The sequence below is a fragment of the Sporosarcina ureae genome, assembly GCF_029267015.1.
Lineage (GTDB): Bacteria > Bacillota > Bacilli > Bacillales_A > Planococcaceae > Sporosarcina > Sporosarcina ureae_D.
Window position 1 is genome coordinate 1 of record NZ_JARIEA010000033.1, and the last position, 11,971, is coordinate 11,971.

11 protein-coding genes and 1 pseudogene are annotated in these 11,971 nt (G+C 43.1%); 1 reads left to right on the forward strand and 11 read right to left on the reverse strand.

Annotated features, from left to right (window positions below):
* Positions 1–482 (reverse strand): GNAT family N-acetyltransferase (locus Q7P97_RS04915; RefSeq protein WP_303967376.1); only part of this gene is annotated, 482 nt, incomplete at its 3' end.
* 17 nt (positions 483–499) lie between these two features.
* Positions 500–1,048, reverse strand: coding sequence for a glycerol-3-phosphate acyltransferase (locus Q7P97_RS04920; RefSeq protein ID WP_303967379.1), 549 nt, complete (start codon positions 1,046–1,048; stop codon positions 500–502).
* Positions 1,049–1,153: 105 nt separating this feature from the next.
* Between Q7P97_RS04920 and Q7P97_RS04925 the strand changes: the two are divergent.
* Positions 1,154–1,540: pseudogene (locus Q7P97_RS04925) on the forward strand (glutathione-dependent formaldehyde dehydrogenase); the annotation flags it as partial.
* 74 nt (positions 1,541–1,614) lie between these two features.
* On the opposite strand, the gene Q7P97_RS04930 reads toward Q7P97_RS04925, so the two are convergent.
* The 9 genes from Q7P97_RS04930 to Q7P97_RS04970 form a co-directional block, all read right to left on the reverse strand.
* Positions 1,615–2,760, reverse strand: coding sequence for an acyl-CoA dehydrogenase family protein (locus tag Q7P97_RS04930; protein ID WP_303967382.1), 1,146 nt, complete (start codon positions 2,758–2,760; stop codon positions 1,615–1,617).
* 43 nt (positions 2,761–2,803) lie between these two features.
* Positions 2,804–4,348 (reverse strand): class I adenylate-forming enzyme family protein, encoded by a 1,545-nt coding sequence (locus Q7P97_RS04935; protein WP_303967385.1) that lies wholly within the window; start codon positions 4,346–4,348, stop codon positions 2,804–2,806.
* A gap of 61 nt (positions 4,349–4,409) precedes the next feature.
* On the reverse strand, positions 4,410–5,534 hold the full coding sequence (locus tag Q7P97_RS04940; RefSeq protein WP_303967387.1) for a CaiB/BaiF CoA transferase family protein: 1,125 nt from the start codon (positions 5,532–5,534) through the stop codon (positions 4,410–4,412).
* Positions 5,535–5,576: 42 nt separating this feature from the next.
* Positions 5,577–6,728, reverse strand: coding sequence for a thiolase family protein (locus Q7P97_RS04945; RefSeq protein WP_303967390.1), 1,152 nt, complete (start codon positions 6,726–6,728; stop codon positions 5,577–5,579).
* Positions 6,729–6,809: 81 nt separating this feature from the next.
* Positions 6,810–7,580 (reverse strand): 3-hydroxyacyl-CoA dehydrogenase, encoded by a 771-nt coding sequence (locus tag Q7P97_RS04950; RefSeq protein WP_303967393.1) that lies wholly within the window; start codon positions 7,578–7,580, stop codon positions 6,810–6,812.
* 40 nt (positions 7,581–7,620) lie between these two features.
* Positions 7,621–8,205 carry a TetR/AcrR family transcriptional regulator gene (locus Q7P97_RS04955; protein WP_303967396.1) on the reverse strand — a complete coding sequence of 195 codons (585 nt, stop codon included), beginning with the start codon at positions 8,203–8,205 and terminating at the stop codon, positions 7,621–7,623.
* A 302-nt stretch (positions 8,206–8,507) separates the two neighbouring features.
* Positions 8,508–10,175 carry an SLC13 family permease gene (locus Q7P97_RS04960; RefSeq protein ID WP_303967398.1) on the reverse strand — a complete coding sequence of 556 codons (1,668 nt, stop codon included), beginning with the start codon at positions 10,173–10,175 and terminating at the stop codon, positions 8,508–8,510.
* A gap of 166 nt (positions 10,176–10,341) precedes the next feature.
* Positions 10,342–11,058, reverse strand: coding sequence for a response regulator (locus Q7P97_RS04965; protein ID WP_303967401.1), 717 nt, complete (start codon positions 11,056–11,058; stop codon positions 10,342–10,344).
* Positions 11,058–11,971: ATP-binding protein (locus Q7P97_RS04970; RefSeq protein ID WP_303967405.1), on the reverse strand; the 914-nt coding region annotated here is incomplete at its 5' end. The genes Q7P97_RS04965 and Q7P97_RS04970, both read right to left, overlap by 1 nt.

An 11,971-nucleotide genomic window follows, 5' to 3' on the forward strand; every position in this document is an offset into this window, starting at 1 on the left:
GGCACATATTTCGCTTCCTCCGTACCGACCGGATCGGCAAATGGCTCAAAGCCCATATGATCGTAAAGCTTCAGCTCACGCACTGTACCCGAAATCACCGCTGCATCATATCCCGCTTGCTTGCACCAATTCACTAGCCCTTGCATCAAACCAAAAAATGCACGACCGCGACGATGTGCTCGTTCCACTACAAGTAATCTGATTTCTACAGGATGCTGTGGCTTTTGTTCAAGCCATTCCTCAATCGGACCAATCTTTTTATCCAATGAAAACGGACGAACCGAACGCAACGCCAACATCCCAACAATTTCATTGTCCTTCAAACAAACGATATATGTATTTTCTTCATGAAACGGATCGACCAACAAACGCTGTTCATTGGATGCATGTTGCGGAATTTCTTCCACAAACGCCCGATAATTCAACTGATGAATTCGCTCCGCATCTTGTGGAAGTGCGGCAAGCCGATAATAATATGTCATACTGATTGCCTCCCTTGCTAGATAATGAAATAACTACGATGTGTATAGATGACTAGCGCAACCAAACAGATAGCCACGATCCCCGCCCATTCACCGTAGCCAATAAACACAGCCGGAATAATGGCCGACAGTCCAAGCACAGCGGCTTTCGTTTTCTTACGAATCCACGAGTACAACAGACCCGAAAAAATAAGGGTTAACAGCAGAACAAGTGGCTGAAAGACGATCATACCGCCGAGTAAAGAAGCCGCCCCTTTCCCTCCACGCAAGCGATGAAACAGCGGGAAACAATGCCCAAGTATGACCGCGAAAAGCATCAACAACATGATAGCCGGACTGAATCCAAGTGCACGCATAACCATGATCGGCAATGCCCCCTTCATCGCATCAAGAAACAACACAACAAAGAACATCGACTTACCGAGCACTCTCCCTGCATTACGCGCTCCTGGATTGCCACTACCTTCTGCACGCAAATCCAGTCCTTTACTTTTTCCTACATAGAGCGCAGGCAATATGCTACCGACTAGGTACCAAATGATGAAGAAAATGATGAGCTGTAACAAACTTTGGCCTCCAACTATGTTTTCTATATACTAGTATCTTTATGTAAATACATGAACTACTTTGATTATATAATGAAGTGCGTCTTTTTCATATTGTAAATACAAATAGTTTATTGTGTAGGAATGGATGGAACTGTACAACCAGGCGAAACATTCGGATCTAGTGGAGATAACCAATTTGGAACGATCAGCCCAATTGTCACAGCTTCACAAGTCGTAAGGAAATTTGGTACGGTGCAATTGACTGGAGTCTATGCGACAGACGCCAACAACTTCCCACTGGGTGATTTCTTCACACGCAATGTTTCCATGAAAATGGGACAAGCACCCGTTATTCACTTAATGCCTGAGTTATTTAAAAAGATCGAAGCAAAAGAATTCGATCCGACAGATATTATTACACATAAAGTGAAATTGGAAGACGCAGCAGACGCTTATTCCATTTTCGATAAGAAAGAAGACGGTTGTATCAAAGTATTGATTCAGCCTTAATATAAAAAACGCGATGAGTTCATCGCGTTTTTTGTACTCTACTATGTTGATCCATCCTACTCGCCTGCTTCGTTTCAAAGACCCATATTCTTCGCGATAATGACTTTCATAATTTCATTCGTCCCGGCATAAATCGAATTGACCGCCACATCGCGATACCTTCTAGCGATTTCGTATTCTTCCATATAGCCATAGCCACCATGAAATTGCATACACTGAATCGCCACGTCTTGTGCCAAATCACTCGTCCACCATTTCGCCATCGATACTTCATCTACGACGTTTTTGCCTTGCATATGTTCGATAATTAAACGATCAACAAATGTTTGACCAATGGTTGCCTTCGTTTGCATCTCTGCCATTTTAAATTGCGTGTTTTGGAAATCACCGATCCGCTTGCCGAAAGCCTGTCGCTCTTTTACATACGCTAACGTAATATCTAGCATTTTCTGTACAGAAGCTATACATTGAATGGAGCACATCAAGCGTTCTTGCTGTAATTTCTCCATCAAATAGTAGAAGCCTTTCCCTTCCTCGCCCAGAAGGTTTTCTACCGGAACCGCTACATCTTCAAAAATCAATTCACTCGTGTCATTCGCATGCTGTCCTACTTTATTGAGCTTCTTCCCTCTTGTAAACCCAGACATTCCTTCTTCCACTACGAGCAAGCTAATGCCTTTATGAGCAGGTGACGCGGTAGGATTCGTTTTACAAACGACAATGACGAAGTCGGCAGAAGAGCCATTCGTGATGAATGTCTTTTCCCCATTAATCATATAATGGTCTCCCTTTTTTATCGCAGTCGTCCCTACCGCAGCGAGATCGGAACCTGTGCCTGGCTCCGTCATGGCAATGGCACTAATCATATCTCCGGTTACAGCTTTCGTGAGCCAACGTTCTTTCTGTTCGTCCGAACCAAACGATTGTATATAGGGGATGACAATATCATTATGCAATCCAATTCCACCGATGCCGCTTGCCACTTTTTCAAACTCTTCACTAATGACGACAGCATAGCCAAAATCCGCGCCTATTCCGCCATATTTTTCTTCAACAGACGGTGCGATCAACCCTTGGGCGGCAGCTTTCTTCCAAAATGATCGAGGCACTTGCTGTTCTTTCTCCCACTCATCTATATAAGGTACGGCTTCTTTCTGCAAAAATTTCTGCACTGATTTCCGGAGCTGTTCATGCTCTTCCGTCATAAATGGTCGCTTCATGCATTCGCCACTCCTTTACTCTCCTGTAAGAAAGCTTCTATTTTTATACGTGAGGATTAACAGGTCGATTGGAAACTAGTGCTTCCCGAATACGATATTTCAACACTTTCCCTGATGCATTTCTAGGTATCTCTTGTTCTTCGATAAATTCAACTGGTACTTTATAATCCGCTAAATGGGCTTTACAGAACGCTTTCAACTCTGCATAATCGAGCGTCTCGTCTTTCTTCGCCACTACGATCGCGACTACTTTCTCGCCCCACACTGGGTCCGGTAAGCCGACCACCGTGGAATCTAGCAGTTGAGGATGTCTATACAGCGCTTGCTCCACTTCCGTTGAATAGACATTCTCTCCTCCAGAAACGATCATATCTTTCTTTCTGTCTACTAGTGTAACGAAGCCGTCTTCGTCGATCGTCGCCAAATCACCAGTGTAGAGCCAACCGTTCCGGATCGCTTTCGCCGTTTCTTCGGGCTTATTATAATAGCCTTTCATGACCATCTCGCTTTGGATAATAAATTCTCCTACTTCACCAGGGAGTATATCTTCATCATCATCATCCACCACGCGTATTTCCGTGTTCAGCGAAGCTTTTCCTCCCGTACCGATTTTGTCTTTATGATCTGCTGGCAGAAGAAAAGCACCGCCACCTGGTCCCCCTTCTGTCTGACCACACATATTGTAAAACTGGTCGGTACTGAAAAGTTTCATGATCTGCTCCAACAAAGCGACAGGCATCGGCGCTGCACCATATCCACATCGTGTAACAGAAGAAAGATCGTATTGCTGTTTATCTGGAACTTGCAGCAAGAAGTTATACATCGTCGGAACACCGAAGAAGAAGCTGATTTTATATTGATCGATCGCTTGTAATACTTTTTGAGGTTCGAAGTTTTGATGGACGACTTGCGTGCAGCCTAAATAAATTCCTGGTACTAGAAATAAATTCAATTGTGCAGAATGAAACAACGGTGCCGCATGAAGCAATATGTCATCGGGATTGATTTTGAGGATTAAAGAAGTGTTAAAGGCGACGTGAAGCACGCGATGATGATCAAATAACGCACCTTTTGGATAGCCAGTTGTACCGGATGTATATAATATTTCTGCATCATCCGCTTCATCGACAGAGATTTCAGGATCATCTGTACGATCTTGTACTACATCTTGATATAGGACTTGGTCACTTATTGCTGTAGCACCAGTTGTGATTTTCAAATCGATCTTGCTATTTGTGGCTGTTGCTTGATCGATCAACGAAGCATACTCTTCATCAAACAGCACAACACTTGCATCACTGTCATCCAAAATATACGACACTTCAGTAGCGGTTAAGCGGAAATTCACGGGTACTGTAATAGCTCCAGCTTTCAATATGGCATAGTAGACTATGATAAATTTATCTGAATTTTTCATCATAAGTGCGACTTTGTCACCTTTTTTCACGCCATGCTGAATCAGTCCATGTGAAAGTTTATTCACCTCATGATTGAGTTCGCGATACGTATAACTTCGACCCTCATAAATAACTGCCGTTTTCTCAGGTATTCTGCGCGCGTTACGGGAAAGTGATAATCCGATATCCATTGTTGTTGTCCCCTTTCTCTCACTAAACTTCCTGTCGTTTACATACCGCCTACCGATTTTTCTAGTATCCCTGAAGAACTTCTTCTGTATGTTCACCTAAAGTTGGAGCAGCGCCTTTAATTTTTCCTGGTGTTCGCGATAACTTAATAGGCGTACCGATATGCTGGATTACTCCAAGCACGGGATCCTCTATTTCCTGAATCATGCCACGCGCTTTCACGTGCGGATTATCTACCACTTCATCGAATGAAAGAATGGGTGATACACATGCAGGGTTCTCTTCGAAAATCTCCATCCATTCCTCACGTGTTTTCTGCAATATAATTTCTTGAATTTCTTTTTTCATCTGCGTCTGCACATCAATCGGATCACGGACCTTTGCGACGAACTCTTCTTTGCCAATCACCTGACAAAACTCACGCCAAAATTTCGGTTCGAGTGCGCCGACAGACAACCATTTTTGATCTTTCGTTTCATAGACTGCATAGCAAGCAAGCTTTCCACTTAAATCAAGTTCGCCTCTTTTTGACTCTTGCCTCGACGCAAGAAAGTTCGGGAAGAATGTTGGCATCCAGGATATTGCCCCATCCATCATGGAGATATCGACCATTTGGCCTTTGCCTGTCTTCTGTCTTTCAAACAATGCAAGCAGAATTCCCATCGCTGCTGGATATGCTCCGCCACCAATATCCGCAATTTGTGTGGCTGGAATTTGCGGCGCACCTCCTTGTTCCCCCATCATATTCAGCAATCCCGCGTAACTGAGAAAATTCACATCATGTCCCGGCATCTCCGCGTACGGACCCTCCTGCCCATAACCCGTGATCGCACAGTACACTAGACCTGGGTTCATTTCATTCAATGTTTCATAATCCAGCCCCAACCGCTTCATTACGCCAGGTCGGAATGACTCAATCACCACATCCGAATCTTTCACAAGCTGTAAGAACTTTGCTTGATCCTCTGCCGCTTTTAAATTAAGGCAAATACTCTTCTTACTACGATTCAATGAATGAAACAGCGCACTATCTTCCCCTACCTTCGGATATTCCGCCCGCGCATAATCACCCACGTTAGGCTCTTCCACTTTGATCACCTCTGCTCCAAAATCTGCAAGAAGCATTGAACAGTATGGCCCTGGTAATAAGCGAGATAAATCCAGTACCCGAATAGCGTCTAATGGCAATGAAATCCCTCCTCTCTACGTCTTTACTAGCGTGATAAGCAGTTACTCCAACCTTTCCAAAATTGTCGCATTGGCCATGCCGTGACCTTCACACATTGTCTGCAAACCATAGCGGCCACCTGTTCTTTCGAGTTCACTCATCATCGTGATCATCAAACGTCCGCCACTTGCACCGAGCGGATGACCAAGAGCGATTGCTCCACCGTTTGGATTTAGCTTCTTTGGATCTGCACCTGTTTCTTTCAACCACGCGATCGTCACAACAGAAAACGCCTCGTTTACTTCAAACACATCAATATCCTCCATAGTCAGTCCCGACTTTTCCAATGCTTTTTGCGTAGCAGGTATTGGTCCTGTCAGCATAAGTGTTGGATCGGAACCTACGACTACACGCGTGAGTACTTTAAACTTCGATTTCAATCCAAGTTCTTCTGCTTTTTCACGTGACATCAACAAAATCGCATTGGCACCATCGCTGATTTGGCTCGAGTTTCCTGCCGTCACATCGCCATTTTCTCTAAAAGGAGTTTTCAACTTGCTGAGCTTTTCCATCGTCGTATCTTCCCTCGGTCCTTCATCATCCTTTACAGTCATGTTCGTACCGTCAGGAAGTGTGACCTCGATTGGCATGATTTCGCTATCAAACCTACCTTCCTTTCGAGCAGTGATAGCTTTCTCATTGCTTTCAAGTGAATAACGATCCATTTCTTCTCTTGTGATCTCCCATTGTTCAGCAATTCTTTCGGCTGACTCACCTTGGTGAACCATTTCATATTTCGATGTAAGTTCTTCACTGAATGCAACGTCTAGACGAGTACTGCCCATTGGTACTCGGGACATACTCTCGACGCCTCCTGCTACGACGACATCCATATCTCCACTAATAATCGCTTGCGCCGCGAAATGTACAGCCTGTTGACTTGATCCACATTGTCTATCCACTGTAGTTCCCGGTACTTCAACTGGATATCCTGCCTGCAAAGCAGCGACACGTGCGATATCAAAGGATTGTTCCCCTACTTGCGATACACAACCGAAGATTACGTCCTCTACTAGTCCGGCATCGATTCCAGCCCGTTTGATTACTTCTGCCAGCGGCTTGGTTGCCAAATCTTCAGCCCGCACGGTACTCAATACACCATTTCTTTTTCCTACTGGCGTTCTTACCCACTCCACAATTACTGCTTCTCTCATGCCTATCCCTCTTCCTTCAATATAGTTGTAAGCCCTTACATTTTATCAAACACAATTAGGTCAGTTTCTACGCATAACGCCTTACTTCGGCTGCATGCGAACTGCACCATCCAGGCGAATTGTTTCTCCATTTAGCATCGTATTTTCGAAGATACCTTTTACTAGTTGCGCATATTCTTCGGGGTAGCCTAGCCGCGAAGGGAAAGGTACCATCGCTCCAAGAGATTCTTTTGCCTTCTCTGGCAATGAAGCAAACATCGGTGTTTCGAACAAACCCGGTGCGATGGTCATCACGCGAATCCCTTCAGATGCTAAGTCTCTCGCAAGCGGCAATGTCATACTGACGATCCCGCCTTTCGATGCTGCATACGCTACTTGGCCAATCTGTCCGTCAAATGCCGCCACAGATGCTGTATTCACAATAACTCCTTTTTCTCCTTTATCATTCGGTTCATTCTTCGCCATATGTTCGGTAGCGAGTCGGATTGTATTAAACGTTCCGATCAAATTAATCTGAATGACTTTACTGAAGTTCTCTAAGTTATGTGCACCTTTTCTGCCGCTGTACGTTTTCTCTGCGACACCAATTCCCGCACAATTGACGACTGCATTAATCGTGCCAAAAGTACTCACTGCATGATCTAATGCAGCTTGAACACTTTCTGCGCTAGTGACATCCGTCTTTACGAATGTCGCATGATCGCCAAGCTCCTTCACCAACTTATTCCCTCGATCTTCCTGCAAATCAAAAATCGTAACATTTCCGCCAGACGCGACGATCTCACGTGCTGTCGCTTCGCCTAATCCTGATGCGCCTCCTGTAATAACCGCTGATACGTGATCAATGTTCATAAAATATTCTCTCCCTTTCTCGTCTTAAGGATTTACGATATTAGACTAAGATCTTCAATAAATAATCGGCAATCGAATCGGCTAACTCTTGTATACTTTTACTACCTTTTGGAGAATACCAAATCACCACATTATTCATGGCACCTAGGATAATATTATTCACAATATTACTATCTACATTTGCAAAACTACCATCTTGAATCCCTTGTTTAATCAGGCTATCCATGCAATCACTGTATTCATTTCGCAGACGTATGATTTCCTGTAAATGCTCTCCTACGAAAACTTGATCCGGCTTAGCGCCTATAAAGAAGTCCGTTCTTTCTGTAATGACATATTCCATATGGACAATCATAGCTTTCCGAAGCTTCGCTATAGAAGTAAGTTCTTCCGCTAACACTTCGTTAAGTTGCTCAATACTTTGTTCTAGAAGTATTTTGTGACTTTCATACACTAGTGCTTCTTTATCTTTAAAATAATAGTAAACGGACCCCTTCGTCATAAGTAACTTCGCTGCAATGTCTTCCATCGTAGTAGCATGATATCCTTTTTCCGCAATCACACTCATAGCCGATTGCCGAATCTCTTCTTTTTTCTTTTCCACTTTCTTCTCTCGTAATGACATGAATTTCTCACTTCCTTCACATTGCCACATCTCGTTGTGTTTACATTCTAAGTTTTCAGAATTTGAATGTCAAGTCAAATTTTAACGGTTAAGTATTCATGTTGATAAGTATGTATGTGAAGGTACTAGGTTGTGAAAGAGATGTGTTTCCTTTGGGATTCTATATTTCTCTACTATAGCTGTGTGATGTTCTGATACCTCTATAGTTAAAAAAAGCACCAGCTCCTCAAACAATATTCATTGTTTAAGAACCTGGCACTCACTATAGAATCTAACTATTTACGAAAATTATTCATTTACTATTATTTAAAATTCGCATAAAACTCTTCTGGTACTACATGCAAATCAATGCCCCAAAGTAGTGGTAGCAAGAAGTAGGCGGCTAATACAATGAGGATCAGCACAAACACATTAATGATAAATCCAACGCGTACCATTTCACTTAAGCGGAGTTTCTCCGTAGCGAAAATGATAGCATTTGGTGGTGTACCTACTGGTAACATAAATGCACAGTTTGCAGCCATTGCAGCCGGTACCATCAATGCATACGGGTGGATATTCATTGTTAATGCTAGAGCAGCCAATATAGGTAGAATCATTGTAGCGGTCGCTGTATTGGAAGTGAACTCCGTCAAAGCTAGAACAAGGAACGAGGAAGCCGCAATGATGACGATCATATGAAGTCCTTCCAAAGCCGTCAATTGCGATCCAATCCATTCAGATAGACCCGTTTCACGGAATCCTGCTGCGATCGCTAGTCCTCCACCGAATAACAACAAGATGCCCCATGGAATTTCCTTGGAATCTTCCCATCCTAGAATACGTTTGCCGAATTTCTTGGAAGTTGGAATAGTAAACAACAAGGCTGCAGCTATTACCGCAATCATGCCATCTTTTAATGACGGAAGAATGTTAATCCAAAGGAATTCTCGTGTAATCCACATAAATGCCGCAAATGCGAAAACAGTTCCCACTGCTTTCTCTTCGAATGTCGTCTTGCCTAATGCTTTCCGTTCTTCCTGGATCACTTCTTTTCCACCAGGAAGACCTTTAATATTCATCTTAAAAGCAAATCGTCCCAGGTAGATCCATGTGGAGAACAAGAGAATTATAACAATAGGTACTGCGATAAGCATCCAACCTGCGAAGGATATCTCGACACCGAATAATTCTTTTACTTGTGCCGCCAGAATAATATTGGGTGGTGTACCTATTAACGTACCTAGTCCACCAATCGTTCCTGCGTAACCTATACCGAAAATAAGCGTCTTTTCAAACTTCGGCAGTTCTTTTTCTTCCGGTGTGCCCTTTAAAGCGGCTGCCACCTGAGCGGTAATCGCCAAGCCCATCGGAATCATCATCATAACTGCAGCCGTATTGGAAACCCACATCGATAAAAATGCAGTCGCTGTCATGAAACCAAGCAAAATCCGCTGCGTTCCTGTACCGATGAACGCGATAATACCAAGTGCAAGTCGTTTATGTAAGTTCCATTTTTCCATCGCTGTGGCAATAAAGAATCCACCTAAAAACAAGAAGATAATATCATTACCGTACGAAGAAGTTACTGCATCCGCTTCCATAGCGCCTGTTAACGGTAATAAAACGATAGGAAGCAACGAAGTGACGGGAATCGGAATCGCTTCTGTAATCCACCAAGTCGCCACCCACAAAGTCACCGCAAGCACCGATTTCGCTGCCGGATTCATCCCTTCAGGAGATAAAAAGAACATCATAATAATAAATAAAAGCGGACCTAGAATTAGACCGACGCGTTGGACGGTGGAATAGGACGTACTTTTATCCGAATTCTGATCAGGGGGTTGGGGTGAAGCCTGTTGCCCACCTACTTGTCCGTGATCTTGTACGGTCGTTAGTTTTTTCTTATGTGAAAAGAAATTCAATAAATCTTTTGCCTGATTATGTGAACGCCATAATCTTTGCCAGGTAGTTGATGCCATTTCCTTCATTGTTATCCCTCCGAAAACGCTTTCTTCATAGAAGACTATAAGTGAGATAATTCAGGAAATATACGTTGCGTAACTAAGTAAATACTTTTGTAACTAAAAAAAGCAACACGAGCAACAGCGAACTTCTCTCGCCGTATTGCTCGGATGCTTAGTCATGAAACGTGAATTATTCACATAGGAGTGATTGAAGGATATGCACTTTCCCAGGAAGAAGTCGGTAGTTCGTTAGCGGACGACCTGTTTCCTGATACACTACATCGGTATCGATTAATTTATGTGCCACTAGATAATGTAAATACTTTCGCGTCGATACGCTTGAAACTCCAATATCGTCTGCGAGCTCCGCTGTAGAAAAGGTAATTCCTTGCCATGCGATAATTTTCTTGGCGATACGAGTGAATGTCGTTTTCGTCAGACCTTTCGGCAATTCAAATAGGTCACTGTTTATTCGATCAGAAGCATGAAGCAAATTATCAATTTCATCCTGGCTAATTTCGTCATGCTGATTCATCAAATAAAATTGCTTTTTAAACTGCAGCAAGGCATTCTGAAACCGCTCAAAAGTAAATGGCTTAATCAAGTAATCAACGGCTCCATAGCGAAGCGCCTGTTGTACAGAGTCTTTATCATTAGCCGCCGTGATCAAAATCACATCTACCGAGTCGCCTTCTTTTCGAAGTTCCATTAATAAATCGAGTCCAGTCGGTCCTTTCATATAGACATCCAGTAAAATGAGATCCACTGGCGAAGACTCCATGAATTTCCGACCTTCGACTACATTTTTCGCAAAGCCTGCTATTGTAAAGCCTGGAATGCTTTCTAAATAAATCCCATTAAATTTCGCCACCATAGGATCATCTTCAATTATTAACACTCGAATCATCATTCTTCACCTGTATATGGCACACGAACCGTAAACTGTGTCCCATTCCCTTTCGTAGAAGATACCGTCCACTCGCCATTTAATTCATCCAATGCGATTTTAGCTAAATACAATCCATATCCGTGCCCTTCTCCTTTGGACGAGATCCCCTGTTCAAATACTTCTTCTATATTTTCTAAAAAGATCCCCGGCCCATTATCTCGTACGCTGAATTGTAAATGTGACTCTACGTAATCCAGAGTCAATTGAACCTCACCGTCGACTTGTTCACTTACTGCGTCGCAAGCGTTGTCGAGTAAATTTCCTAGTATAGTGATGATCTTGTCCATATGCTCCATCTTTTGTAATGAAGGCAGTGGATGGTCTCCATCTAACTTGATAAGTATGCCTGATTCCCGTGATTCACTTAATTTGCTCATTAAATAGCCCGCAATAACAGGATCTTTGACAAGTCTAGATACGAGACCTGTTTCCTTTTGGTACGCATCTGAAATATAAGACGTATACTCTTTTAACTCATCATAGGATTTCGTATGAACCATCGCCATGATGACGTGTAGTTTATTCATGAATTCATGTGTTTGATGTCTTAATGTTTCCGCATATACTCTAGCGCCAGTTAGTTGTTCCACTAGGGAAGCGAGTTCGGATTTATCACGGAATATAGCAAGTGCGCCGACTAACTGATCATTGGAAATTACAGGTACTTGCGTCACTACGACATCTAGTCCATTTAACTTCAGCTCTTGATCATACTGCGGCTTTTTATCTTCGAGCATCTGCTGCAGAGGAAGTGACGGAACAAAGGATTGAATCGACCTGCCAAGAGGATTGCCTTCTACACCCGCCGAACGGAAAAGCGCAATAGCCGCTTGATTCACTAACACAATTTCCGCCTGATCATTAATCGCAA

What these genes read in the sequence shown, in the direction of transcription:
- Q7P97_RS04965 (WP_303967401.1), bottom strand. Translation starts at nt 11,058, where the DNA reads ATGATTCGAGTGTTAATAATTGAAGATGATCCTATGGTGGCGAAATTT.
- Q7P97_RS04955 (WP_303967396.1), bottom strand. Translation starts at nt 8,205, where the DNA reads ATGTCATTACGAGAGAAGAAAGTGGAAAAGAAAAAAGAAGAGATTCGG.
- Q7P97_RS04935 (WP_303967385.1), bottom strand. Translation starts at nt 4,348, where the DNA reads ATGGATATCGGATTATCACTTTCCCGTAACGCGCGCAGAATACCTGAG.
- Q7P97_RS04930 (WP_303967382.1), bottom strand. Translation starts at nt 2,760, where the DNA reads ATGAAGCGACCATTTATGACGGAAGAGCATGAACAGCTCCGGAAATCA.
- Q7P97_RS04960 (WP_303967398.1), bottom strand. Translation starts at nt 10,175, where the DNA reads ATGAAGGAAATGGCATCAACTACCTGGCAAAGATTATGGCGTTCACAT.
- Q7P97_RS04950 (WP_303967393.1), bottom strand. Translation starts at nt 7,580, where the DNA reads ATGAACATTGATCACGTATCAGCGGTTATTACAGGAGGCGCATCAGGA.
- Q7P97_RS04945 (WP_303967390.1), bottom strand. Translation starts at nt 6,728, where the DNA reads ATGAGAGAAGCAGTAATTGTGGAGTGGGTAAGAACGCCAGTAGGAAAA.